Source organism: Streptomyces sp. NPDC002793 (assembly GCF_040295485.1).
Taxonomy (GTDB): domain Bacteria; phylum Actinomycetota; class Actinomycetes; order Streptomycetales; family Streptomycetaceae; genus Streptomyces.
This window is the reverse complement of sequence record NZ_JBEOVL010000031.1, coordinates 18,385-43,481: the sequence shown is the minus strand read 5'-3', so window position 1 is coordinate 43,481 and position 25,097 is coordinate 18,385. Positions and strand designations below refer to the sequence as shown.

The 25,097-nt window shown below is 71.3% G+C and carries 24 protein-coding genes; 13 read left to right on the top strand and 11 right to left on the bottom strand.

Going from position 1 to position 25,097, the window contains the following annotated elements:
• Positions 1-15 precede the first annotated feature (15 nt).
• Positions 16-1,323: an MFS transporter gene (locus ABT001_RS26040; RefSeq protein ID WP_351281989.1), complete on the bottom strand. Its 1,308-nt coding sequence runs from the start codon at positions 1,321-1,323 to the stop codon at positions 16-18.
• A 62-nt stretch (positions 1,324-1,385) separates the two neighbouring features.
• Here ABT001_RS26040 and ABT001_RS26035 point away from each other — a divergent pair, with 62 nt between their 5' ends.
• Positions 1,386-2,339 carry a LysR family transcriptional regulator gene (locus ABT001_RS26035; RefSeq protein ID WP_351281986.1) on the top strand — a complete coding sequence of 318 codons (954 nt, stop codon included), beginning with the start codon at positions 1,386-1,388 and terminating at the stop codon, positions 2,337-2,339.
• Between the two features lie 13 nt (positions 2,340-2,352).
• Here ABT001_RS26035 and ABT001_RS26030 read toward each other — a convergent pair whose 3' ends face one another.
• Positions 2,353-3,111 carry an alpha/beta hydrolase gene (locus ABT001_RS26030; protein ID WP_351281983.1) on the bottom strand — a complete coding sequence of 253 codons (759 nt, stop codon included), beginning with the start codon at positions 3,109-3,111 and terminating at the stop codon, positions 2,353-2,355.
• Positions 3,112-3,213: 102 nt separating this feature from the next.
• Here ABT001_RS26030 and ABT001_RS26025 point away from each other — a divergent pair, with 102 nt between their 5' ends.
• Together ABT001_RS26025 and ABT001_RS26020 are read left to right on the top strand one after the other, a co-directional pair.
• Positions 3,214-4,368 (top strand): adenosine deaminase, encoded by a 1,155-nt coding sequence (locus ABT001_RS26025; RefSeq protein WP_351281981.1) that lies wholly within the window; start codon positions 3,214-3,216, stop codon positions 4,366-4,368.
• A gap of 134 nt (positions 4,369-4,502) precedes the next feature.
• Complete coding sequence (locus tag ABT001_RS26020; RefSeq protein ID WP_351281978.1) at positions 4,503-4,799, top strand: hypothetical protein; 297 nt, start codon at positions 4,503-4,505, stop codon at positions 4,797-4,799.
• A gap of 76 nt (positions 4,800-4,875) precedes the next feature.
• Here ABT001_RS26020 and ABT001_RS26015 read toward each other — a convergent pair whose 3' ends face one another.
• From ABT001_RS26015 to afsQ1, 5 genes are all read right to left on the bottom strand, one after another.
• Positions 4,876-5,082, bottom strand: a complete 207-nt coding sequence (locus ABT001_RS26015) for a PspC domain-containing protein (protein ID WP_351281976.1) — start codon at positions 5,080-5,082, stop codon at positions 4,876-4,878.
• Between the two features lie 92 nt (positions 5,083-5,174).
• Positions 5,175-5,759, bottom strand: coding sequence for a VanZ family protein (locus tag ABT001_RS26010; RefSeq protein ID WP_351281973.1), 585 nt, complete (start codon positions 5,757-5,759; stop codon positions 5,175-5,177).
• 84 nt (positions 5,760-5,843) lie between these two features.
• Positions 5,844-6,464, bottom strand: a complete 621-nt coding sequence (locus ABT001_RS26005; protein ID WP_351282102.1) for a hypothetical protein — start codon at positions 6,462-6,464, stop codon at positions 5,844-5,846.
• Entirely contained in the window at positions 6,464-8,041 is a 1,578-nt protein-coding gene (locus ABT001_RS26000) for an ATP-binding protein (RefSeq protein WP_351281971.1), read from the bottom strand. Before ABT001_RS26000 ends, ABT001_RS26005 begins: the two co-directional genes overlap by 1 nt.
• The gene (afsQ1, locus tag ABT001_RS25995; RefSeq protein ID WP_176724363.1) at positions 8,038-8,715 is read right to left on the bottom strand and encodes a two-component system response regulator AfsQ1; all 678 of its coding nucleotides are present in this window, start codon (positions 8,713-8,715) and stop codon (positions 8,038-8,040) included. The genes ABT001_RS26000 and afsQ1 overlap by 4 nt, the downstream gene beginning before the upstream one ends.
• A 237-nt stretch (positions 8,716-8,952) precedes the next feature.
• On the opposite strand from afsQ1, the gene ABT001_RS25990 reads away from it, so the two are divergent.
• Positions 8,953-9,699: a SigE family RNA polymerase sigma factor gene (locus ABT001_RS25990; RefSeq protein ID WP_351281968.1), complete on the top strand. Its 747-nt coding sequence runs from the start codon at positions 8,953-8,955 to the stop codon at positions 9,697-9,699.
• A 161-nt stretch (positions 9,700-9,860) separates the two neighbouring features.
• Here the strand turns inward: ABT001_RS25990 and ABT001_RS25985 are convergent, their stop codons facing one another.
• Positions 9,861-10,565: a uridine kinase family protein gene (locus ABT001_RS25985; protein ID WP_351281966.1), complete on the bottom strand. Its 705-nt coding sequence runs from the start codon at positions 10,563-10,565 to the stop codon at positions 9,861-9,863.
• A 63-nt stretch (positions 10,566-10,628) separates the two neighbouring features.
• Here ABT001_RS25985 and ABT001_RS25980 point away from each other — a divergent pair, with 63 nt between their 5' ends.
• Positions 10,629-11,054 (top strand): hypothetical protein, encoded by a 426-nt coding sequence (locus ABT001_RS25980; RefSeq protein ID WP_351281963.1) that lies wholly within the window; start codon positions 10,629-10,631, stop codon positions 11,052-11,054.
• Between the two features lie 57 nt (positions 11,055-11,111).
• Here the strand turns inward: ABT001_RS25980 and ABT001_RS25975 are convergent, their stop codons facing one another.
• Genes ABT001_RS25975 through deoC form a run of 3 tightly spaced genes read right to left on the bottom strand, consistent with a single transcriptional unit; the run spans position 11,112 to position 14,409 of the window.
• Complete coding sequence (locus tag ABT001_RS25975; RefSeq protein ID WP_351281960.1) at positions 11,112-12,026, bottom strand: aldehyde dehydrogenase family protein; 915 nt, start codon at positions 12,024-12,026, stop codon at positions 11,112-11,114.
• Positions 12,019-13,455, bottom strand: coding sequence for an aldehyde dehydrogenase family protein (locus ABT001_RS25970; protein ID WP_351281958.1), 1,437 nt, complete (start codon positions 13,453-13,455; stop codon positions 12,019-12,021). Before ABT001_RS25970 ends, ABT001_RS25975 begins: the two co-directional genes overlap by 8 nt.
• Before the next feature lie 6 nt (positions 13,456-13,461).
• Positions 13,462-14,409: a deoxyribose-phosphate aldolase gene (gene deoC / locus ABT001_RS25965; RefSeq protein ID WP_351281956.1), complete on the bottom strand. Its 948-nt coding sequence runs from the start codon at positions 14,407-14,409 to the stop codon at positions 13,462-13,464.
• Between the two features lie 112 nt (positions 14,410-14,521).
• Between deoC and ABT001_RS25960 the strand changes: the two genes are divergently transcribed.
• The 8 genes from ABT001_RS25960 (at position 14,522) to ABT001_RS25925 (ending at position 25,066) form a co-directional block, all read left to right on the top strand.
• On the top strand, positions 14,522-15,160 hold the full coding sequence (locus ABT001_RS25960; protein WP_351281954.1) for a PH domain-containing protein: 639 nt from the start codon (positions 14,522-14,524) through the stop codon (positions 15,158-15,160).
• A 182-nt stretch (positions 15,161-15,342) separates the two neighbouring features.
• The gene (locus ABT001_RS25955; protein ID WP_351281952.1) at positions 15,343-15,723 is read left to right on the top strand and encodes a YegP family protein; all 381 of its coding nucleotides are present in this window, start codon (positions 15,343-15,345) and stop codon (positions 15,721-15,723) included.
• Positions 15,724-15,787: 64 nt separating this feature from the next.
• A complete protein-coding gene (gene pstC / locus ABT001_RS25950) occupies positions 15,788-16,816 on the top strand; it encodes a phosphate ABC transporter permease subunit PstC (RefSeq protein WP_351282099.1) in 1,029 nt (342 codons plus the stop codon).
• A gap of 14 nt (positions 16,817-16,830) precedes the next feature.
• Positions 16,831-18,114, top strand: a complete 1,284-nt coding sequence (gene pstA, locus ABT001_RS25945) for a phosphate ABC transporter permease PstA (protein ID WP_351281949.1) — start codon at positions 16,831-16,833, stop codon at positions 18,112-18,114.
• The gene (gene pstS, locus ABT001_RS25940) at positions 18,111-19,841 is read left to right on the top strand and encodes a phosphate ABC transporter substrate-binding protein PstS (RefSeq protein ID WP_351281947.1); all 1,731 of its coding nucleotides are present in this window, start codon (positions 18,111-18,113) and stop codon (positions 19,839-19,841) included. Before pstA ends, pstS begins: the two co-directional genes overlap by 4 nt.
• Positions 19,838-22,324, top strand: coding sequence for a hypothetical protein (locus tag ABT001_RS25935; protein ID WP_351281944.1), 2,487 nt, complete (start codon positions 19,838-19,840; stop codon positions 22,322-22,324). The genes pstS and ABT001_RS25935 overlap by 4 nt, the downstream gene beginning before the upstream one ends.
• A gap of 250 nt (positions 22,325-22,574) precedes the next feature.
• On the top strand, positions 22,575-23,495 hold the full coding sequence (locus tag ABT001_RS25930; protein WP_351281942.1) for a hypothetical protein: 921 nt from the start codon (positions 22,575-22,577) through the stop codon (positions 23,493-23,495).
• Positions 23,496-23,593: 98 nt separating this feature from the next.
• On the top strand, positions 23,594-25,066 hold the full coding sequence (locus tag ABT001_RS25925) for a hypothetical protein (protein WP_351281940.1): 1,473 nt from the start codon (positions 23,594-23,596) through the stop codon (positions 25,064-25,066).
• The last annotated feature ends 31 nt before the right edge of the window (positions 25,067-25,097 follow it).

The window sequence follows — 25,097 nt, the reverse complement described above, 5'->3', positions numbered from 1 at the left end:
GTGCGGTTGTGGGTCTCAGTTGTGCACGGCTGCCGGGGACGCGGCGCGGAGCCGCTCGGTCCGGGCCGCCCGGGTCCCGAACAGGGTGATCGACAGGACGCCGAGGACCGCCAGGACGCCCAGCACGACCGTGCCTGACCAGCCGCCGGCGTGGAAGGCGACGGCGCCGAGCGTGCCGCCGACGCTGGAGCCCAGGTAGTACGCCGTCTGGTAGAGCGCCGACGCCTGGGCGCGGCCCGTGGTGGCCGTGCGGCTCACCGAGGACGAGGCGACCGCGTGTCCGGCGAAGAAACCGGCCGTGATGAGGACGAGGCCGCCCAGGACGGCTGCCAGCTGGTCCGCCAGGGAGAGCAGCAGACCGGCGGCCGTCGTGGACACGGCGAGGTAGAGCGCGCCCCGGCGGCCCAGCCGGCCGACCAGCCGGCCCGCGGCGGCCGAGGAGAGCGTGCCGACGAGGTAGACGAGGAAGACCGAGCCGATGATGCCCTGGGGGAGGCTGAAGGGCTCTTCGACGAGCCGGTAGCCGATCACGGTGTAGACCGCGCCGAACACCGTCATGAACAGGGCGCCGATCGCGTACAGCCTGCGCAGCAGCGGGTCGGAGAGATGGCCGGTGACGGTCTTCGCCAGGGCCTTCGGGTTGAGCGAGGCCGGGGTGAAGTGCCGGGCCTTGGGGATCATGAAGTGGAAGACCACCGCGCAGGCCAGGGCGAGCAGCCCGATCGCGCCGAGGGCCATCCGCCAGCCCCAGGCCTGGGCGACCCAGCCGGCCAGGATGCGGCCGCTCATGCCGCCGATGCTGTTGCCCGCCACGAAGAGTCCGATGGCGGCCACCAGGGCCTTGGGCCGTACCTCCTCGGCCAGGTAGGCCATCGCGGAGGCGGGCAGTCCTGCCAGTGCCGCGCCCTGGACCGCGCGCAGCGCGATCAGCCAGCCGAGCGACGGGGCGAAGGGGATGAGCAGCCCGAGCACCACGGCGACGGCCAGGGAGGCCGTCATCATCCGGCGCCGCCCGAAGCGCTCGGAGAGCGCGCTCAGCGGCAGGACGCACAGCGCCAGTGCGCCGGTCGCCGCGGAGACCGTCCAGCTCGCCTGTCCGGCCGTCGCGCCGAAGGACGCGGAGACGGCGGGCAGCAGGGCCTGGGTGGAGTAGAGGAGGGCGAAGGTCGCGATCCCCGCCGCGAAGAGCGCGAAGCTCATCCGGCGGTAGCCGGGGCCGCCAGGGGTGAGGCGGTCCGGGACGGGCGGGGAGGCGACGGCGGCGGCAGACGGAGCGGCGGCGTCCAGCACGATGGTGGACGCCCCGGTACTGGCAGGAGGCATACGGCGAACGTAGACCGCGCGGTTTCATGCGTCCAATGCATGAAACCGCGATAATCGTTCCCATGGTGCATCAATACAGCTCACAGCCTCGGCTGTCACCGAGCAGTTACGAAGAAGACATCCGAGCCGTACTCGCACCACGCCTCGCGTACTTCGAGGCGGTGGCCCGCCACGAGCACGTCACCCGCGCCGCGCACGAGCTCGGTGTCCCGCAGTCGACGCTGTCTCGGGCCATGGTGCGGCTGGAACAGGACCTGGGTGTCGCGCTGTTCGCCCGTCGGGGCCGGACCGTCTCGCTCACCCCCGCGGGTCGCACCTTCCTCGGCTCCGCCGAACGCGCGCTCGCGGAGGTGGAGAAGGCCGCCGACTCGGTGCGCGCCGACGCCGATCCCACGGCGGGCAAGGTCGCCTTCGGCTTCCTGCACACCATGGGGTCGGAGACCGTACCCGCCCTGATCCGCGCCTTCCGCGCCGACCACCCCCGGGTCCGCTTCCAACTCGTCCAGAACTACGGCGAGGCGATGATCGAGCGGCTGCGGGCGGGCGGCCTCGACCTCTGCCTCACCTCACCCGTCCCCGACGCCCCGGATCTCGTCGCCATGCGTCTGGACGAGCAGCGGCTGCGGCTGGTCGTCCCCGACGACCACCGGCTGGCCGGGCGCCGGCGCATCCGGCTCGCCGAGGCCGCCGACGAAACGTTCGTCACGCTCGAACCCGGTTACGGGCTGCGGCGGATCACCGACGACCTCTGCGCCGAGGCGGGATTCACCCCCCGGGTCGCGTTCGAGGGCGAGGAGGCGGAGACGCTGCGCGGCCTGGTCGCGGCCGGGCTCGGGGTGGCGCTGCTGCCGCCGCCCGCCGTCGCCCGGCCCGGTGTGGTCGAGCTCTCGGTGACGGCGCCGCGCGCGGCCCGCGAGATCGGGGTGGCCTGGCTGGACGGCCACCCCGACACGCCGCCGGTGGCCGCGTTCAAACGCTTCCTGCTGTCGCGCCGGGGGAGTCTGCTGCCGGACTGAGGGACTGGGCCCCTCAGTGCCTCAGTGACCGTCCGAACCCCGCCGCGAGCGGCATCCGCAGCCCCAGCGGCGGGGGCGCGGCGAACGCGTCGGCGACCGGGCGGGCGTACGACCGGGCGAACAGCGAACCCCGTATGAAGTCCGAGGCCAGCGCCAGCACCTCGGACCGGTGCTGGCGCAGTGCGTGCCCGTCCGAGTGGACCTCGAAGCGACAGGTGTCCCGGTTGGCCTTCTTGGCCCGCTCGGCCAGCCGGTAGGAGAGCTCCGGATTCGTCCGCGCGTCGTTGGTGCCGTGCACGATCAGGACCCGGCGCCCCGCGAGGTGCTTCACCGGCTCGGGTTCCGGCTCCCCGGCTTCCGGGAGCCAGGGTGCCATCGCCAGGACGGAGTTGACGGCGGTGTGGCCGGCGCCCCGCAGGGCGGCCCGGCCCCCCATCCCGTGCCCGACGAGGCAGACCGGGATGTCGCCGTAGCGGCGTTGGACCTCGTCGGCCGCCCAGTGGGCGTCGTCCGCCGGATCCGCGCCGTCGTTCCAGCCCCGGGTCCGGTAGCGCACGACGTGCACCGCGAGCCCCTCACCCTCCCCGGCGCGGGCCAGGGTCCGGGCGAACGGCAGTTGCGTCGCGTACGAGAAAGCGGAAGGACGGCGTCGGGAATCGGTCTCGCCGTCCGGGAGCAGCAGGACCACGCCGCTGACCTCGGGTGCTGCTCCGGCCGTGAGGACGGCCCGTCCCAGCCTGGCGGCAGGCAGGGGAAATGCGCGCTGTGCCATGACAGAACAGTGTCAGAAGGCCAGGTGTATTCCACCTGGCTTCGCGGTCACTGTTACGCATCGGCGCCAGCGCTCTACGCGCGTAGGCGTTAGAGTGCCCGAATGACGAGCCAGACCCTGAACGTCCCCGGTCCCGACCAGATCCGCCGCGCGCCCAAGGTGCTGCTCCACGATCACCTCGACGGCGGCCTGCGCCCCGGCACGATCGTCGAGCTGGCGCTCGCGCAGGGGTATGACGCCCTGCCGGAGACGGAGCCCGACAAGCTGGGTGTCTGGTTCCGCGAGGCGGCGGACTCCGGTTCGCTGGAGCGCTACCTGGAGACGTTCGCCCACACCTGCGCCGTCATGCAGACCCGTGACGCCCTGGTCCGGGTGGCCGCGGAGTGCGCCGAGGACCTGGCCGAGGACGGTGTCGTCTACGCCGAGGTGCGGTACGCGCCCGAGCAGCACCTCACCGCCGGTCTGTCCCTCGAAGAGGTCGTCGAGGCGGTCAACGAGGGTTTCCGGGAGGGTGAGCGCCGGGCCCGTGCGAACGGCCACCGCATCCGTGTCGGTGCCCTCCTCACCGCGATGCGGCACGCCGCCCGGGCGCTGGAGATCGCCGAACTCGCCAACCGTTACCGCGATCTGGGTGTGGTGGGCTTCGACATCGCGGGCGCCGAGGCGGGCTACCCGCCCACCCGTCACCTGGACGCGTTCGAGTACCTCAAGCGCGAGAACAACCACTTCACCATCCACGCGGGCGAGGCCTTCGGGCTGCCCTCGATCTGGCAGGCCCTGCAGTGGTGCGGAGCGGACCGGCTCGGCCACGGCGTCCGGATCATCGACGACATCGAGATCGCCGACGACGGCACGGTGACGCTGGGGCGCCTCGCCTCCTACGTGCGTGACAAGCGGATCCCGCTGGAGCTCTGCCCGACCTCCAACCTCCAGACCGGCGCCGCGGCCTCGTACGCCGAGCACCCCATCGGCCTGCTGCGGAAGCTTCATTTCCGCGCCACCGTGAATACGGACAACCGGCTGATGAGCGGTACGAGCATGAGCCAGGAATTCGAGCGACTGACCGAGACATTCGGATACACACTCGATGACATGCAGTGGTTCACAGTCAATGCGATGAAATCAGCGTTCATTCCTTTCGATGAACGTCTGGCGATGATCAATGACGTCGTGAAGCCCGGGTATGCCGAGCTGAAGTCCGAATGGCTCTTCCGTCAGACGGCTGTGACCAGTGCTTCTTCTTCCGTAGCGGGCTGATCGTACGTAAACTGGAACGGCCGGGAACGCTGTTTCCCGGCCGTTTTCCGTGTCCCGACATGTTTGCGGGAGAGGCGTGGGGCTGACTACGTTGCAGAGCCGCTCACATCCCCTTCCCCAAGGATGAATTTCACATGAAGCAGTCTGCTGTCAGGATCCTCGGTGTCGCCGCTCTCGGCGCCGCTTTCGCCGCCGCCGGTGCGGGCAGTGCCTCCGCCGTGGCCGTGCCCGTCGACTCCCTGGCCGGCGCCCTGCCCAACGGTGTCGCGCTCGGCTCCGTCACCGAAGCGCTGCCCGTCGTGCAGAAGGCGGCCGCTGGACTGCTCGAGCAGCAGCAGCGCGGCAGCGGCGACCTCTCGACGCCCGGCACCAACCTCCTCGGCGGCCTGCCCGCCGGTGGCCTGACCGGCGTCCTGCCGCTCGGCCGCTGAGCCACCGCACACGCCTGTGGGGCGCACACCCGGACCGGGTGTGCGCCCCACCGCCTTCTCCCCGTGGTCCCGACGGTCACCAGGCCGTCGCGGCCGGGTTCTTCTCCTCCGAAGGCAGCAGCATCCACAGCGCCAGGTAGAGCAGGAACTGGGGGCCGGGGAGCAGGCACGACACCAGGAAGATGACGCGCATCGTTCCCGTGGAGGTGCCGAAGCGCCGTGCCAGCGCTGCGCACACCCCACCGATCATGCGTCCCTCACGGGGGCGGACAAGTGCGGCCATGGTGAGCTCCTTCGCGAAGCGTTGCGGGGAGCAGCTCCGTCGTGCTCCCGGTACCTCCATAGTGACTCCACGAAGGTGTACAAAGCATCGCTCTACGGTGCGATACCGACCCTGGTAATCGTCGGGGTCGGCCCCTGAGAGGACGGGGAGGCGTCGTTCCGGGCCGAGAGGACCCCGCTCCTGATCCGGGACAGGTCACCGGCCCCCGCCCGGTTGCCCCGGCGCAGCCGTGAGCGCGACAGCGGGACGACCAGCAGATGGGCCAGCGCCACGCCCGACGTGTTCAGCAGCAGCGAGTCGACGTCGACGACCTGGCCCGGCACCCCCGTCTGCCCCAGCTCGATCGCCATCGAGATCAGCGCCCCGGCCGTGACCGTGCGGGCCAACGAGGCCCACGGGGAGACCAGCAGCCTGCCGCCTGCCATCGGCAGCAGTATGCCGAGCGGCGCCAGGAGCAGAAGGCCCGCACCGATGCTGCGCACCGCCTCGGCCGGGCCCTGGGCCAGATCGGCCCTGATCCCGGCGAACGGCCGGAAGTTCGCGGCAGTCATCCAGGGCACGTCCAGCGGGCGCAGCGTCAGCCAGCCGACGAACACGAGATGCGCGAGCAGGAGGATTACCCCCGCTGCGCGGAAGCGGATGACGGCCGGACCGTCCGAACTGTGACGCACGTGCACGTAGACGCCACGACCGGCGGGATCGGTTCCGTCAGGTGCGGGGAAGGCCCTGTGACGAGCGGCACGACCACGGGGAGTCGGACCTCAGGGCAGTTCGAGCGCGCCCAGCGTGGGTACGTCACCGGGCCGGCTCTTCGTCTCCGTCGTGCAGAGATAACCCCGCGGGGAGTAGTCCCCCGGCCCGCCGAGCAGCACCGATCCCTCGGAGCTGAGTGACTCGCTCTCCGCGTACGAGCACACGACCTGCGCGAGCGCCTCCGCCGGCAGGTCGTCCGGCTGCTCACTGAGGCGCAGCGTGCCCTCCGGGTCGCCCTTGTGGGCGCCGGTGACCTTCAGCCCCACCGGTACGTCGGTGGAGATGCCGGCGCGCCGCTCGGCGGCGTCCGGCTCCCGCTGCAGTTCGTTCAGGAGTGCCGTCGCGGTCCGGAGAGGGCCGAGCCGTGCGTCGTCGACCTCGACCGTGCGCTCCACCGTCACCAGCTGCGAGGCGCAGACCAGGTAGATCCGCACCGGGACACCGCCCGGCGGCGGGGTCGCCTCCGCCGACGCAGTCCGGCACGGCATCCGCGACGGCGCGGCCCCGGCGTCGACCGGCACCGAGGTGCTGCGGATGCCGCAGCCCGAGGCCAGCGCCGCACAGGCCGCCACCGCTGCCAGCACGGCGGCGCCCCGGCTCGGGGCGCCGTGCGCCCGCTCGCTGCGCATCACTTGGCGTCGCCCTTCTCGTTCCGGCCCGAGACGCCGTCGTCCGAAACACCGTCGGCCGAAGCGTCGTCGTCCGGGTCGTCGTTCTCCGGGGCGCCGGTCAGCGCCTCCGCGTCGCGCGGGAGCCGCAGCACGAACACCGCGCCCTCGCCGTCCGGGAGATTGGAGGCCGTGATGTCGCCGCCGTGGATGTGCGCGTTCTCCACCGCGATGGACAGACCGAGCCCGCTGCCTTCGGAGCGCGGACGGGAGGCACTCGCCTTGTAGAAGCGGTCGAACACGTGGGGCAGGACCTCTTCGGGAATGCCCGGGCCGTGGTCGCGCACCTCGATGACCAGGTCGTCCTCGTCGGTCCGTACGGACACCCGCACCGGTGAACCGCCGTGCTTGAGGGCGTTGCCGATCAGATTCGCCAGGATCACGTCGAGCCGGCGCGGATCCAGCCGCACCATGATGCCGCGCTCCGCGTCCAGATCGACCGCGTCCAGCCAGGCGCGGGCGTCGATGCACGCGGTCACCTGGTCGGCCACATCGACCGTGTCCAGCACGAGGCGGGCCGTACCGGCGTCGAAGCGGGTGACCTCCATGAGGTTCTCGACCAGGTCGTTCAGCCGCCGGGTCTCGCTCACCACCAGGTGCACGGCCGGCGCGATCATCGGGTCCAGGCTGTCCGCCTCGTCCTCCAGCACCTCGGCGACCGCCGTGATCGCGGTAAGCGGGGTGCGCAGCTCGTGCGACATGTCGGCGACGAACCGGCGGCTCGACTCCTCCCGCGCGCTCATGTCCGCGACCTTCTTCTCCAGGGAGCCCGCGGCCTTGTTGAACGTATGGGAGAGATCAGCGAGTTCATCGGTGCCGGAGACCACGAGGCGGGTGTCGAGCTTGCCCTCGCCGAGTTTGCGGGCCGCGTCGCCGAGACGCTGCACCGGGCGCAGCACGGTGGTCGCCGCGGCCTGGGCGAGCAGCGCCGAGCCGATGAGGGCCAGCGTGGTGGCGATCCCCAGGGACCACGCCAGCGAATTGAGGTCCTGGCGCTCCTGGTCGAGGGACTTCAGCATGTAACCGGCCGGACCCCCACCGATGATCTTCGTGCCGGCCACCAGATAAGGGGTGTTGCCCAGGGTGGTGCGTTGCCAGAACAGGTGGTACTCAAAGGTGTTGGTCGACGTCAGGGGCTGCCTCTTGGTCACCTGCTTCTGCAGTGAGGAGGGCACGTCGGCCTTGGTGAAGGAGTCGAGGTCGGATGACCCGGTGACCGGCTTGCCGTCGTTGGTCCCTATCAGCAGCACGTGGTAACCCGGGCCGCTGCTCGCCATCTGCTCGGCGGCCTCCCGCAGTTCGCCCGCCGTCGGCTGCATCGGCAGCGAGGCCGCCCGGTTCTGCATCTGGCGGCGGAAGTCGCCGAGCGCCGTGTCCTGCGTGCGCGTCAGGACGGCCTCACGGTTCAGCCAGTACGCGATGCCCGACGCGGACACCGCCGCCGTCAGGGCCACCAGCGCGAACACGATCAACAGGCGCAGCCGCAGGCTGGTCCAGCGAAGACCCGCGAGTATGGAACGCTTCGCGGAATCACTCACTGAGGCGTGTCCAGCCGGTAGCCGACACCCCGCACGGTGCGGATCAGGGTCGGCGAGGACGGCACGTCCTCCACCTTCGCCCGCAGCCGCTGCACACAGGCGTCCACCAGTCGTGAGTCACCGAGGTAGTCGTGCTCCCAGACGAGACGCAGCAACTGCTGCCGGGACAGGGCCTGTCCGGGCCTTCGGCTCAGTTCGAGAAGGAGCCGCAGTTCGGTCGGCGTGAGCTGCAGGTCCTCCCCGTTCTTCGTGACGGTCATCGCCGAGCGGTCGATGACGACACTCCCGAACGTCGCGGAGTCGGTGGACTCCCTCTCACCGCGGCGCAGTACCGCGCGGATACGGGCATCGAGCACCCGGCCCTGCACGGGTTTCACCACATAGTCGTCCGCGCCGGACTCCAGTCCCACCACGACGTCGATGTCGTCGCTGCGCGCGGTCAGCAGAATGATCGGCAGCTGGTCGGTGCGGCGGATCCGCCGACAGACCTCGAAACCGTCGATCCCGGGCAGCATCACATCCAGCACGACCAGGTCCGGCCGCTGCTCCCTCAGCAGCTCCAGGCCGTCCTCTCCCGTCGCCGCGGTGGCCACACGGTGGCCCTGGCGTGACAGGGAGAGTTCGAGGGCCGTGCGGATGGCGTCATCGTCCTCGATCAGCAACAGGAAAGGCACAGGGGCCATTCTGGCCCATGGTGCTGCCATCTTTCGACAAAGCCCCCGACTTGATCCCCCGACGTGATCCGCCGGCCTGCTCCCCGGACGCTTCGGACCACTCCCCGGACTCTCCCGGACCGCTCCCCGACATGCCCTGTGACAGCTCTGTGACACTCGAGGGACAGGCCCATGAAACTGCCCCGGCAAGCTCGTTGTCACACGGAACGAACGGACTCCACCGATGGGGGGCGCCAGATGAACGCACTGCACAGCACCACTCCAAGCGCAGTTGTCACGCGCCTTCACGACGTCGGGCGGAGCCAGGAGAAGTCCGGTGCCGGAGTACGGGGGTGCGTTCGTGGCACCGGGCGTCAACACACGTCGTACCTGACGATGGTTGACGTGCCCACGGGGGACAACGGGGGCAGCGCGTACGGGGAGGTCCCGGGGGAGCGGAAGCCCCTGGACGTGGCGGAGGACGCCGACGCGGCGTTCACCGCCTACGTCCGGGAGCGCCGTGCCTCCCTGTACGCAACCGCCTATCACCTGACCGGCGACCGGTTCGAGGCCGAGGACCTGCTGCAGAGCGCCCTTTTCTCGACCTACCGGGCGTGGGACAGGATCAGTGACAAGGCGGCGGTCGGCGGGTACCTCCGCCGCACCATGACCAACCTGCACATCAGCGCGTGGCGCAGGCGCAAGCTCAACGAATACCCGACCGAGGAGCTGCCGGAGACGGTGGGCGACACGGACGCGATGCGGGGCACGGAACTGCGGGCGGTGCTCTGGCAGGCGCTCGCGCGGCTGCCGGAACTCCAGCGCACGATGCTGGTGCTCCGCTACTACGAGGGCCGCACGGACCCGGAGATCGCGTCCATCCTCGACATCAGTGTCGGCACGGTGAAGTCGAGCATCTGGCGGTCACTCCGCCGGCTGCGCGAGGACGAGGTCCTCAGCTTCGGCCGTGACGAGGAGGAGTCCTTCGGCGAGCTGGTGGCCTGAGGTCTACGGGGGGCACGGGGGCACGGGGGGGAAAGTACGGGGGTACGGGGGAACGGCCGCTGCTTCGGGGGAGGCGGCGGTACGGGGGTGGTACGCAGCGGGGGCGGACAGGCCGGGGGGTCCTGTCCGCCCCCGCCGCGTTCTCCGCGTGCGGCGGGCCGTCAGTTCGGCACCCGGCTCCGAGGGGTGCGGCAGCGTCCCGCCGCCGCGGCGGCCAGGCGGCCCAGGGCCTCCTGCCTGGCGCAGGGGTACGCGCCCAGTGCCGTCTGGCGGGCCACGATGCGACGTTCGGTGCGCATCAGGCGCCACCCGCGCCGCAGCAGGAACGGCACGGACTTCCGGCCCTCCCGCAGGTCCCGCACCAGGCGCCGGCGGAACGTCGTCGACGGACGGCCGCGCAGGCACAGGGCGTCCGCGAGCAGGCCCAGTTCCTGGCAGCGCTCCACGATGTCCGCCGCGAAGATGCCCTCCGCCACGAAGAGGGGCGTGCGCTCGATGTCCAGCGTCTCGCGCCCCGTCCGTGAGCTCGTGGCGATGTCGTACAGGGGTACGGACGTGTGCCCCGTCCTGCACAGCTCCGTGATCGCCGCGACCGCGCCGTCCGCGTCCCAGGACTGGGCCGAGTCCCAGTCGATGTCCGCGCTGCCGGTGACCCGCGGCAGTGTCGGGTCGTCGGCCTCCTTGTAGAAGTCGTCCAGGCGTAGCACCGGAAGACCGCTGCGGGCCGCGAGGGACGACTTGCCGGAGCCGGACGGACCGGCGAGCAGCACGACGCGTGTGGGGATCGGTTGGGAACTCACAGAACAGAAGTGTGAGGCATTGACCCGCGTAGGGGACCCCCGGGAGGTCCTGTTGGTATCGAGCATCACACCTCAACTACTCTGCGCGCACGGATGATTACCCGACACGTCCTGATCAGGTGGGAAAACATGGCACGTCATGCACTGTCCAAGCCCCCGAAACGCGCTCTGCTGCGCGCCGGTCTGACCCTCACCGCGCTGGGCGCGGCGCTCGGCGCGGGAGGTGCGGCGGCCCAGGCCGCGCCGCTGCCCGTCACGCCGGCTGCCGGCGCGGACACCGCGGACAGCACTCTGGCGGCGGTCGGCGACACGGCGGCGCCCGCGCTGACCAGCGCCCTCGGTTACGGCCTCGCCGGGGCCGTCAAGCCCGTCACCGACCTCCAGCTCGACCCGCTGGCCGGGACGGGCGTGGACCCGTTGGACAACGCGGTGGGAACCCAGATCGCCGACTTCAAGCCCGTGACCACGGCGGTCGTCACCGACCCGCTGACCAGCGGCGCCGCGCTGAGTGATCTGCCCGTGGTCGGAGAGGTGACCGGCCTGATCACCGGCTGACGGCCGTACACACGCGTGTGGGGCCGCCGGCCCGGCGGCCCCACACACGTGCTGCGGTCAGTACGAGGAGCCGGAGGCTCCCAGGGCGCCGGTGGGGTGCCAGACCGTCTTGGTCTCCAGGAAGGCCGTCAGGCGGCGCGTGCCGGGATCGGCCGACCAGTCCTCTCCGTCCACGGCCTGTGGGCGGGCGGCGCCGTGCGGGCGCAGGACCCGCTTCAGGTTGTCCGCCGCCGCGATCTCCAGTTCCTTCGCCAGCTCGGCGTCGGCCCCCGTGAGGTCGATGGCGTTGACGTCCTGGTGCGAGGCCAGCGGCGCCGCGAGCTCCGCCGTCCACCCCGACAGGATGTTGACGACACCGCCCGGCAGGTCGGAGGTGGCCAGGACCTCCCCCAGCGAGAGCGCGGGCAGCGGTGCGCCGGCCGAGGCGATGACGATCGCGGTGTTCCCCGTGGCGATCACCGGGGCGACCACCGAGACGAGGCCCAGGAAGGACGACTCCTGGGGGGCCAGCACCGTGACGACGCCGGTCGGTTCCGGGGTGGACAGGTTGAGGAACGGGCCCGCGACCGGATTCGCCCCGCCCACGACCTGGCCGATCTTGTCCGTCCAGCCCGCGTACCAGACCCAGCGGTCGACCGCGGCGTCGACGGCGGCGGCCGCCTTGGACTTCGACAGCCCCTCGGCGTCCGCCACCTCTCGTACGAACTGCTCCCTGCGGCCCTCCAGCATCTCCGCGACGCGGTAGAGGACCTGCCCGCGGTTGTACGCGGTCGCGCCCGACCAGCCGCCGAACGCCTTGCGCGCGGCCACGACCGCGTCACGCGCGTCCTTACGGGAGGACTGCGGGGCGTTCGCCAGCCACTTGCCCTTCGAGTCCGTCACTTCGTACACCCGGCCGCTCTCGGAGCGGGGGAACTTTCCCCCGACGTACAGCTTGTAGGTCTTGAAGACGCTCAGTCGCCCGTCAGACATCGAGGTAGGCCTCCAGACCGTGACGGCCGCCCTCGCGGCCGTGGCCCGACTCCTTGTATCCGCCGAACGGCGAGGTCGGGTCGAACTTGTTGAACGTGTTGGCCCACACCACTCCGGCGCGGAGCTTGTTCGCCACCGCGAGGATGCGGGAGCCCTTCTCCGTCCAGATGCCCGCCGAGAGGCCGTACTGGCTGTTGTTGGCCTTGGCGACGGCCTCGTCCGGCGTGCGGAAGGTCAGCACCGACAGCACCGGGCCGAAGATCTCGTCGCGGGCGACGGTGTGCGCCTGGGTGACACCGGTGAACAGCGTCGGTGCGAACCAGTATCCGGCGGACGGCAGCTCGCACGGCGCCGACCAGCGCTCGGCGCCCTCCGCCTCGCCCGTCTCGACGAGCGCGCTGATCCGGGAGAGCTGCTCGGCGGAGTTGATCGCACCGATGTCGGTGTTCTTGTCCAGCGGATCGCCGAGCCGGAGCGTGGACAGCCGGCGCTTGAGGGCGTGCAGGACCTCGTCGTGCACGGATTCCTGCACGAGGAGCCGGGAGCCGGCGCAGCAGACCTGGCCCTGGTTGAAGAAGATGCCGGTGACGATGCCCTCGACGGCCTGGTCGACGGGGGCGTCGTCGAAGACGATGTTGGCGCCCTTGCCGCCGAGTTCGAGGGTGGCCCTCTTGTCCGTACCGGCGATCTGCCGGGCGATGGCCTTGCCGACCGCGGTGGAGCCGGTGAAGGCGACCTTGTCCACGTCCGGGTGCTCGACGAGGGCGGAGCCCGCGTCGCCGTACCCCGTCAGGATGTTGACGACGCCCTTGGGCAGTCCGGCCTGGCGGCAGATGTCCGCGAAGAACAGGGCGGAGAGCGGAGTCGTCTCGGCCGGCTTCAGCACCACCGTGTTTCCGGTGGCGAGCGCCGGGGCGATCTTCCAGGCCAGCATCAGCAGCGGGAAGTTCCACGGGATGATCTGGCCGGCGACGCCCAGCGGACGCGGATTCGCCCCGTACCCGGCGTGGTCGAGCTTGTCGGCCCAGCCCGCGTAGTAGAAGAAGTGCGCGGCGACCAGCGGGAGGTCCGCGTCACGGGTCTCCCTGATCGGCTTGCCGTTGTCCAGGGTCTCCAGGACGGCCAGCTCACGCGAGCGCTCCTGGATGATCCGGGCGATGCGGAACAGGTACTTGGCGCGCTCGGAGCCGGGCAGCGCCGACCACTTCTCGAAGGCCCTGCGGGCCGCCTTCACGGCGCGGTCCACGTCCTCGGCGCCTGCCCGTGCGACCTCGGAGAGCACCTCCTCGGTGGCCGGGCTGACGGTCTTGAAGACCTTGCCGTCGGCCGCCTCGGCGAACTCGCCGTCGATGAACAGGCCGTACGAGGGGGCGATGTCGACGACGGAGCGGGACTCCGGGGCCGGTGCGTAATCGAATGCGGATGCCATGGCGTATCAGTCCACCGTCACGTAATCGGGGCCGGAGTAACGGCCGGTGCTGAGCTTCTGGCGCTGCATCAGCAGGTCGTTCAGCAGGCTGGAGGCGCCGAAGCGGAACCAGTGGCTGTCCAGCCAGTCCTCGCCCGCGGTCTCGTTCACCAGGACGAGGAACTTGACCGCGTCCTTGGTCGTGCGGATGCCGCCCGCGGGCTTCACGCCCACCTGGACGCCCGTCTGCTCCCGGAAGTCGCGTACGGCCTCCAGCATCAGCAGGGTGTTCGCCGGGGTGGCGTTGGTGGCGACCTTGCCGGTCGACGTCTTGATGAAGTCCGCGCCGGCCAGCATCCCGAGCCAGGAGGCCCGCCGGATGTTGTCGTACGTGGACAGCTCGCCGGTCTCGAAGATCACCTTGAGCCGCGCCGGGCCGCACTCGGCCTTCACGGCGGTGATCTCCTCGTAGACCTTGAGGTAGCGGCCGGAGAGGAAGGCGCCGCGGTCGATCACCATGTCGATCTCGTCGGCCCCGGCCGCCACGGCGTCGCGGACGTCCGCGAGCTTGACGTCCAGCGCTGCGCGTCCGGCGGGGAAGGCCGTCGCGACGGACGCGACCTTCACCCCGGAGCCGGCCAGCGCGGCGACGGCGGTCGCCGCCATGTCGGGGTAGACGCAGACGGCCGCGGTGCGTGGGGTCGTGCGGTCGGTGGGGTCGGGGTGGACCGCCTTGGCGGCGAGGGCCCGGACCTTGCCCGGGGTGTCCGCGCCTTCCAGCGTCGTCAGGTCGATCATCGAGATGGCGAGATCGATGGCGTACGCCTTGGCGGTCGTCTTGATCGATCGGGTGCCGAGGGCGGCGGCGCGCGCTTCGAGGCCGACGGTGTCGACGCCGGGCAGCCCGTGCAGGAAGCGGCGCAGCGCACTGTCGGACGCCGTCGCGTCGGAGAATGCCGGAGCAGTGGTGGGCATGGTCACCACCTGAGCATATCTACGCGCGTAGCGACCTGTACAGGCCCCTCCCTGATCCGGCCCCCGCACGGCCGCCCCTCGTCTACTGCGGGGCTTCAGGCAGAATCAAGACATGACGAGTCCCACACCTCCCGCCGAGCCCGCATACGCCGACCGGACCTTCCGGTCGGGCGCCGGGCTGGTCAGCGGCGTGCTGTTGATCCTGCTGGTCGGCTGGGTCGGTGGCGACGCGGTGTTCCGGGGCGCCGGACGGGTGCCGTGGGTGGCGCTGGCCGCGCTGTTGACGGCGATCCCGCTGATCGTGGCGTTCACGCTGCGGCCTGCGGTGTTCGCGGGCGAGGAGCGGATCCGGATCCGCAACCCGTTCCGCACGATCGTGCTGCCCTGGGCGGACGTCGCCACGGTGCGCGCCGCGTACTCCAGCGAGCTCGTCACCGAGGGTGGCGTGAAGTACCAGCTGTGGGCGGTCCCCGTCTCGCTGCGCGAGCGCAAGCGCGTGGCCAGGAAGGCCGCCCGGCAGGCCGGGGACGACCCGTACGGCCGGACCTCGGCGACCGCCGACGTCCGCGACACCCAGGCCCGCGTGGCGGCGGCCGACCGGGCGGTGGCGGACCTGCGGGAGCTCGCCGAGCAGGCCGGCCACAGCGCGGAGCGGAGCACGGTCACCGCGTCGGTGCGCTGGGCCTACGAGGTGATCGCGCCGTCCGCCGTGGGCGCCGTCCTGCTCGTGGTGCTGCTCGCGATCGGCTGACCCCCGCCGGACGCCCTTGAGGGGCCGACGCACGGTGACCAGGTGTATGCCGCGTGCCCAAGGGGCTACATCGGGATGAAAACCGACCGTGTGTCATTTTTCTGGTCCCGCCGCTCACGGCCGCCTCAATAGATTGCGCTTGCCGCACCGACGTCCGGACGGGGCGGCGGGGGTGGGGCGAGATGACGGGTGCCGATGGTGCCGACAGAGCGGACGCGGGCAGGGTGCGCTGCCGTATCGACCTCGACACGGAGGGCCGGTACGGCTGGCGGATGACCGCGCAGAACGGGCGGGTGGTCGCCGTGTCCGCGCACGCGTTCAAGGACTACGAAGCCTGCAGGGACGCCTTCGAGGCGCTGCGCACCGGGTACGCGGAGCAGGCGGGGGCGGTTCAGCACACGCCGTCCGGCAATGGCTGGATGTGGGTGCTGAGGAGGGCGGACGGCCGCACGACGGCCGTCTCGGCCCGGGCGTACGAGCGTCACTCGACCTGCCGGGCGGCCTACGAACGGTTCCTCGCGCTGCTCGGTGAGGCGCGTGACGTCACCGGAAGTTGTCCGTAGGCCGCACCTCGTTCACATCAGGGGGCGCACCGGTTCATCGCTCCCCCCGAGCGTCATCCGGGTGATGATGCGAACAGGGGAGCGAGAGTCGCGCGTCGAGGTGCCCGGGGACGAGCCCGACGCGCCCCGACGGCTGCACGCGGACCCGGGGTTACCCGACCGGGCGTTCCGTACGGTCGCCCGCGGTGGCGGCGGGCTCGTGCTGGCCGTGATGCTGCTGGTCGGCGGGTTCCTGCTCTACCGGGCCTGGCAGGCCCTGGACCGGGCCGGCTGGTCGTTCCTCACCACCGAGTCGTGGGAACCGGACGCGGGCCGCTTCGGCATCGCGGCGGTGCTCGTCGGCACGGTGCTCATCGCCCTGACGGCCATCGTCGTCGCGGTGCCGCTGGCCCTGGGCGCAGCCCTCTACATCTCCGAGTACGCCCGGCCGGGACTGCGCCGCACCCTGGTCAGCGTCGTCGACCTGATGGCGGCGGTCCCCTCCGTGGTCTACGGACTGTGGGGCCTGTTCTTCTTCGAGGGAGCCGTCCTCCCCACCGCCCGCTGGATCGCCACCTACCTGGGCTGGATCCCGCTGTTCCAGGTCGACGGTGCGGACCCGACCGACCCGCTCGCGCCGGAGACGGTCTACACCTCCTCCACCCTGGTCGCGGGAATCGTCGTCGCCCTGATGGTCGCGCCCATCATCTGCTCGGTCATGCGCGAGGTCTTCTCGCAGGCACCGGCAGGAGAGCGTGAGGGGGCCTACGCGCTGGGCGCCACCCGCTGGGGCATGATCCGCAGCGTCGTCCTGCCCTTCGGGAAGGGCGGCATGATCGGCGGCACCATGCTCGGCCTGGGGCGGGCGCTGGGCGAGACCATCGCCGTCTACCTGATCATCTCGCCCGTCTTCGAGATCCAGTGGCACGTGCTGCAGAACGGCGCCAGTTCCGTCGCCGCGCTGATCGCCCTGCGCTACGGCGAGTCCAGCCCCTTCGGCATGTCGGCCCTGATGGCCGCCGGCCTCGCGCTGTTCCTCCTGACCCTCGTCGTCAACTTCGCCGCCTCGTCGATCGTCGCCCGCAGCCGCTCCGGCGCCTCCAGCGACGCGTAGGGACCACACCTGCCATGACACTCGCCCCAGCCCCCGAGCCGCGGCGGACCGTGCCGGACGACTCCGGCACGCCGCCCGCGCCGCGCACCGTGCTGCCCGCCCGCACCGCCCGCACCGCCGGACCGGCAGGCGAGGAGCGGCGCTCCCTGGCGTCGACCCGCGGATCGGACCGCTTCGCCCTGCTGGGCGCGGCGGCAGCCGCGCTGAGCCTGACCGCGCTGCTCTTCGGGCGCATGCTGCCCTTCGACGGCGTGGTCGGCTTCGTCGTCGTCGCGTACGCCGTGTTCCTCGGCCTGTACGCCCTGCTCGTCTCCTTCGACGAGGACGGGCCCACGATCCGCGACCGGCTGGCGGGAGTCGTCGTCCGCACGCTCGGCCTGATCCTGCTCGTCGCGCTGGCCTTCGTGATCGTCTTCACCCTCTGGCGGGGCCGGGAGGCGCTGCCGCACGTCAACTTCTTCACCGAGGACATGCAGTTGGCGGGCCCGCTCGACGGGCTCGGGGTCGGCGGGGTGCTGCACGCGATCGTCGGCACGCTCCAGCAGATCACCCTGGCCCTGGTGGTGACCGTGCCGACCGGCCTGCTGTGCGCGGTCTTCCTCAACGAGGTGCCGGGCCGCTTCGCCCGGTTCGTACGCACCGTCGTCGAGGCGATGACCGCCCTCCCGTCGATCGTCGCGGGCCTCTTCGTCTACGCGACGGTCATCCTGGCCCTCGGCTTCGACAAGTCGGGTCTCGCGGCGGCCCTGGCGCTCGCCGTGATGATGCTGCCGATCATCATCAGGGCCGCCGACGTCGTGATCCGCCTGGTCCCGGGCAACCTGCGCGAGGCGTCGTACGCGCTGGGCACCTCACGCTGGCGCACCGTCTGGCACGTCGTCCTGCCCACCGCGCGCTCCGGGCTCACCACGTCCGTCATCCTCGGCACCGCGCGCGGGGTGGGGGAGACCTCGCCCGTACTGCTCACCGCCGGCTTCACGGCCGAGCTCAACGCCGACCCGCTCTCCGGGCCCCAGGTCTCCCTGCCCCTGGCCACCTTCGAGTTCGTCAAGTCCCCCGAGCCCGACATGATCGCCCGCGGTTTCGGCACGGCCGCCACCCTCATGGCGCTCGTACTGCTCCTCTTCGTGATCGCCCGGATCATCGGCGGCCGTGACCCGGGACAGCTGACGAAGGGCCAGACCCACCGCCGGGTGCTGGCCTCCCGCCGGGACGCCGAACGCTTCGAGAGCCGCACGGCGGCCCGTACGCCGTCCGTCCGACCGCACGCCGCAACCACCACCAGGAGTACCCCGTGAGACCCGTCACCGTGTCCCGCCTGGCCCTGGGGCTGGCCGCGCTGCTCTGCGCGCTGCTGGCCCCGGCCCAGCCACCCGCGCAGGCCGCCTCCTACAGCAAGATCACCGGCGCGGGCTCCACCTGGAGCTCCAACGCCCTCGACCAGTGGCGCCGCAACGTGGCCTCCAACCTCGGGATGACGGTCAACTTCGCGGCCACCGGCTCGTCCAACGGCCGTGAGCAGTTCAAGAACGGCACCGCCGACTTCGCCGTCTCGGAGATCCCCTACGGCCTCAAGGAGGGCGGCGTCACCGACGCGCCGCCGACCCATGAGTACGCGTACATGCCGATCGTCGCCGGTGGCACCGCCTTCATGTACAACCTGAGGATCGGCGGCAAGCGGGTCACCAACCTGCGGCTCTCCGGCGACGTGCTGGCCAAGATCTTCACCTCGAAGATCACCCGGTGGAACGCCCCGGAGATCAAGGCGGACAACCCCGGCCTCACCCTGCCCAGCCGCACCATCGTCCCCGTGGTCAGGTCCGACGGCTCGGGCACCTCCGCGCAGTTCACCACCTGGCTGGCCAAGGAACACAGCGGCACCTGGAACGACTTCTGCCGCAAGGCCGGCAGGTCCACGCCGTGCGGGATGACCTCCTACTTCCCGAGCGCCTCGGGCACCTCACAGATCGCCAAGTCCGGCTCCCTGGGCGTCTCCGGCTACGTACGTCAGAACCACGCCGAGGGTGCCATCACCTACGTCGAGTACTCCTACGCCCTCAAGTCCGGCTTCCCCGTGGCGAAGGTGCTCAACTCCTCGGACTACTACGTCGAGCCGACGGCCGCCAGTGTCGCCGTGGGCCTGATGGGGGCCCGGATCAACTCGGACAAGGGATCGAGCAACTACCTCACGCAGATCCTCGACGGCGTCTACCGGTCGCAGGACGACCGGACCTACCCGCTGTCCAGCTACAGCTACATGATCGTGCCGACCTCCCTGGAGGGCGCCAAGAACCCGCTGACCGAGGCCAAGGGGGCGACGCTCGCCGCGTTCGCCGACTACTTCCTCTGCGACGGCCAGCAACAGGCCGAGGAACTCGGCTACTCCCCGCTGCCGAAGAACCTCGTCCAGGCGGGCTTCGACCAGTCGAGGCGGATCCCCGGCGCACCCGGCGGCAAGGTCGACATCAACGACTGCCGCAACCCCACCTTCTCCTCGGACGGCACCAACACCCTCGCCAGGAACGCGCCCCGGCCGAAGGACTGCGACAAGAAGGGCCCGACGCAGTGCACGACCGGCACGGCGGGCGCCAAGCAGACCACCCCGGTCAACCGGAACGCCACGGGCGGCGGCTCCGGGGGCTCCTCCGGCTCCGGCGGCTCCGGTGGCGGCCCGGCCACCGGCGGAACCGGCGGTCAGGGCGGTGCCGGTGCGTCCGGCGGGGGCGCCGACACCGACGGTGACGGCACCCCGGACGCCCAGGAGTCCGCCGCGGCCGACGCCGGCGGCGCGTCCGGCGGAGGCGTGATCGACCCGGACACCGGCGAACTGATCAGCGACGGACCGGGCGGCGACTCCTCGGTCGTCGCGAGCCCCGTCAGCCTCGCCGCCGACGACGCACTCGGCCTCAGAGGAGCCCTGATGATCCTCTCCGCCCTGCTCCTGGTCGGCGTGGTCGTCGGCCCCCCGCTCACCGCCCGCGCCCTGGCCGCACGGGCCGGCCGCCGCAGAGGAGACCTGACATGAGAGGCGTACGCGGCTTCCGGGGCACCCCCGGCGCCCGCCCGGCCGGGCGCACCGTGGCGGGGATCGGCGCGCTCCTCGCCGCCCTCGTCGTCGCCCTGGTCCCGCTGCCCCGGGGCGCGGACCGCGCCGAGGCGGCCGAGACGGACAGCTCGGCGATGACACTGGCCGGCACGAAGGGCCCGTACGACAACTTCTCCGGACTGAAGGTGACCGTCCACCAGACGGAACACCTGCGGAACCAGGGGCTGAGGGTGACCTGGACGGGAGGGAAGCCGACGCCCCTCGCCGACGTCGCCAACTTCCTCCAGATCATGCAGTGCTGGGGGGACGAGCCGCAGGGCCCGGACCGCGAACAGTGCGCGTTCGGATTCGCGCAGCCAGGGAAGGACTCCCGCTACACGTACGGGCGCACCGTCGTGAAGGGGTCCGACCCCGCGGAGACCGAGTACACGGAGGGCGCGGGGTCCTTCAACCCGTTCGTCCCCTTCCGTCCTGTCGAGGGGGAGCCGACCGACTCCGCCGTCGACACGACCTACTTCGGCCCGAACGACACCAACGCGGAATCCATGCTCAGGACGCAGGCCGACGGCACCGGCGAGGCGATCGTCGAGGTGCAGACCGCACTCCAGGCCCCGCACCTGGGCTGCGGAGCGGTGCGCGGTGGAGGCGGTACGCGCTCGTGCTGGCTGGTCGTGGTGCCGCGAGGGGAGTACGAGATCGAGGGATCCCCCAACGGACAGCTGGACACCTCCCCCCTCAGCCGGACGAACTGGGACCGGCGCATGGTCTTCCCCCTCGGCTTCGACGCCGTGGGCGACACCTGCGCACCGGACAAGGCCGAGCGCCGCGTCATCGGGTCGGAGCTCCTGACCGATGCCATGTCGTCCTGGCAGACGGCCCTGTGCGACGGAGCGGACACCCGCTTCACGTTCACCCAGGCGGGCGAGGACCGTGCCCGCGCGGCCATCACCCGGCCCACCGCGACCTCTCCCGGCATGGCCGTCACGGTCGACCCCGTCGAGACCGCGGAGGACGCGCCTCCCGTGGTGCACGCCCCCGTGGCGGTGAACGCGCTCGCCATAGGGTTCCTCTGGGAGGACGTCGGAGAGCCGGTGGAGTGGGTGCGTGACCTCAGGCTGTCGCCCCGACTGCTGGCCAAGCTGCTGACCCAGTCCTACGTCACCGGCGTGCGGTTCTGGAGCGTCGACACGGAGGGCCCCCCGGCCCACCTGGCGGGAAATCCCGAATCGATCGTGCAGGACCCGGAATTCTTGGAACTCAATCCCTTCATGGCGGGTCGACCGGCCCGCAACAGCCCTTTCGGCATCGTCGTCCCGGGCGAGAACAGCGACACGAACCGGGTGCTGTGGCGCTACCTCAATTCGGACGGGGACGCCCGGGAATTCCTGCAGGGAAAACCTGACCCGTGGGGCATGAAGATGAATTCCCACTACGCGGACCTGGCTCTCGACAGCGATGCGCCGGACAACTTCCCCAAGGCCGACCCCACGGAGACGGTGCTGGAACTCTTCGGGGGGAAAGTGGCGTATTCGGGAGCCGAGATCGTCCCCTATTCCGAGAGCCTGCACGACGGGGCACAGCGCGTGCGCCGGGGGTACAGCGGCCAGACGTCCGACATCGGCCAATGCGCGGAGTGCGCGTCCGGCGTCAAGCTGGTCGGGCAGCGTCCGGGGGCGGGTAACCGCCAGATAGCCGGCCTCGTGGACATGGCGTCGGCGGACCGCTTCCGACTGGACATCGCCGCACTGCCCGACGCGGACGGCACATACGTCAAGCCCACCAACGCCGCGCTGCTCAAGGCGGTGGAGAAGATGAAGGACTCCACCGTGGCCGGCGTGAAGAACCCCGATCCCGCCCTCGCCACCGACGGCGCCTATCCCTTGACGGCTGTCACCTACGCGGCCGCTTCGGTGGACCGCTCCGCCGAGGAACGCAAGGACTATGCCCGGCTGATCCGCTACGCGGCCGGTGCCGGGCAGGTCCAGGGGCTGACCCCCGGACAGTTGCCGCCGGGCTACGCCCCGCTGCCCGCGTCGATGCGCGAGCAGGCGAGCCGGGCGGCGACCGCCCTGGAGGCCGGAGTCGTCCCGGAGCCCGGAGCGGGCGGGGCCGCCGGAGCGTCAGGCGGCGCCGCGGGTGGCGCGGGCAGCGGTGACGGGTCCGGAACGGCGGGCGGATCGTCGTCCACCGGAGCCGACGGCACGGGTACGGCAGGTGCTTCGGGCGTGCGGGAGGGCGACCCGTCGGCCGATCCGGCCGGCACGGCCCCCACGGGAGGTTCGGTGGGCGGCTCGGGGCAGGAGAAGACGGTCGCCTCCTCCGGCGGGCTGACCCCCGCCGACATCCTCGGAGCCGTTCGCTGGGTGCTCCTCGGCGTGCTGGCCGCCGGCGCGGCAGCCGCCCTCGCCGGCCCCGTGATGCTGCGCCTGTCGGCCCGTAAGGCGGCGGCTGCGGCCGGCTGACCGGCACCGCGGTGATCCCCCCCCGGACTTCCCGGCCGGAAGTCCGGGGGATTCGCGCGACGTTCCGGAAATCCCCTTGGTGTCACCTAGGGAATGCTTTCGTAACCTGATCAGAAACTGGATGTAGTGGTCAGTGCGAGACGGCTACGGAAGTGTTTGCGGTGGCCGGTCGACCGCCGGTGGTGCGGAAATTCAAATCGTGTGTGTGCGTCCATTGCTTGCGTTTCGTCCTTGATGGAGGAGAACAGAAATGAACGTCAAGACCAGTGTTCGTATCGGTGCTGTCGCGGGTGCTGTGGCCCTGGGCCTGGGCATCATGGCGCCCGTCGCCTCGGCCGACCCGGTCAGCCCCACCGACTACCGGGTCCTCGCCGGTGTCGGTTCGGACACCACCCAGGACGTGACCAACGCCCTCGGCCTGGCCGTCGACAACGGCACGCTGATCGCCTCGTACAACGCGACCGGCAGCGCCACCGTCAAGACCCGTGCCACCGGCTGTCAGATCACCCGTCCGAACGGCTCGTCGGCCGGTATCACCGCGCTGAACAACGCCGCCGACAACTCCACCGGCTGCGTCGACTTCGCCCGCTCCTCGCGTGGCCCGGCCGCCGACGGCACGGACCTGACCTTCATCCCCTTCGCCGAGGACCAGGTCACCGTCGCGGTCCGTGACGACAGTGCGCTGACCGCGGACCCGGACTTCACAGCGGCCCAGCTCAAGAGCATCTACGAGTGCACCCTGACGTCCCTGAACGGCGTCGCCCTCACCCCGCTGCTGCCCCAGGCCGGCTCCGGTACCCGCAGCTTCTTCCTCAGCTCGATCGGCAACCCCACACCGGGTTCCTGCGTCGGCACGATGCAGGAGCACAACGGTGTCGAGCTGAACACCGCGGGCGACATCGCCCCCTACTCCGTCGCCCAGTACAACGCCCAGGTCGGCGGCGCCGTCCCCGACCGGCACGGTGACACGGTGCTCGGTCTGATCGGCGGCGACGTGATCAGCCGCGACGTCTACAACGTCGTGCCCACCGCCGAGCTCACCGACCCGGTGATCGCCTCGACGTTCGTCGGCGCCGGCTCCAAGGTCTGCTCCGAGACCGGAACCATCGAGGACTTCGGCTTCACCCTCATCGACGACTGCGGCTCGACCACGCTCAAGGGCGAGAGCTGATCACCGCGACCCCGTAACCACGACAGCCGGGCACCCCTGTGGGTGCCCGGCCCCACGGCGTATCCGAGTAACCCGACCACCCCCAGGGGGACACGCACATGAACGGCCTCGCACCACTCCGCTCACCCGTGGCGCTGCTCAGCGCCTTCGCGCTGACCTGCGCGCTGTCGGCCACCGCGGTGGCCGTCCTCGCCCCGCCGGCACACGCCGCCGAAGGGGGCGCCCTCACGATCACGCCCGCCGCCGGAGACCTCGTCACGAGACCGGCCTTCACCGCAGGCGAGTTCACCGGATCGTGCCCGGAGGCGTACCGGCCCGGTGAGGGGAAGCCGTTCGCCGTCCACCCGGTGCTGGAGGCCCCGGACGGATCCACCACCACCCTGGGTTCGAAGATCAGGGACCTCACGCAGGACGGGGCGAAGCAGAGGTTCTCGATGGAGGGAGGTCTCAACTTCCCCGTCGGCGCACGTCTGTCGCCCGCCCACCCGCAGGGCAGATACGCGATCGTCGTGCGCTGCGCGAAGAGCACGAGCAACAACCTGCGCGGTCAGGACTACCGCGTACCGATCGACGTCAGCACCGACGGCTGGACCGTCGCCGCCCCCGGAGCGGCGACGGACGTCCAGGTGGCCGCCGAGTCCGTCGCCGTACCCGACAGCGGGGAGATGAGGATCAAGGCCACCGTCACCGTCACACCGGCCACGCTGGACGGAACGGCCCGCTTCCACATCGGTGGCCAGGCCGTCCAGGTGCCGGTCACCGCGGGCAAGGCGGAGGCCGTCTCGGAGGAGCGGTACGCCACCGGCGCCGACGTCCCGGTGGAGGTCATGTTCAACCCGGCCGACCGTGTGGCCAACGAGCCCTCGACCACCTGGACCACGTACACCGTGACCGCCCCGGTCCCGACCCTGACGGCCTCCCCGTCCGATACGCCCACGACCGGCACACCCACGGGCGAGCCGACGGACGACCCCACGGACGACCCCACCGGCGAACCCACCGAGCCCGCCGACCTCGACGTCACCGACGAAGAAGGCAACGTCCTGGGCGCCGACCCCGTCCTCGAAGCCGGGCAGAAGGTCCTCGTCACCGCCCGCGGCTACACCGAGAACGCCACGGTCAAGGCCGTCCTCGCCGACAGCGAGGCCGCGCTCCCCGACGCCACCGCCGACGCGGAAGGCACCGTCAAGGCCTACGCGTTCACCGTCCCCGAGGACATCGCGGACGGCGACCACACCCTCACCCTGACCGAGGACAGGACCGGCGGCCACAGCGTCGCGTTCGCCTTCGTCACCGGCGAACGGACGAGCCCCACCCCGGACCCGAGCGACACCGCAGGCACCGACAGCGGTGGCACCACCGGCGGCAACACGGCCGGCGGAACCGGTGGAACCACCGGCGGCGGCACGGGAGGCTCCGGCGCCACGGCCAACGACCCCCTCGCCTCCACCGGCAGCCGGATCGCGGCCATCGGCCTCGGCTCCCTCGCGCTGCTCAGCCTCGGCGCGGCCCTCGTGATCCACGTACGCCGCAAGGGCCTGCTGGCGTTCGGTACGCCGACGGGTCACTGACCCGCCGGGCTCCGGGGCGGCGCCACGCAGC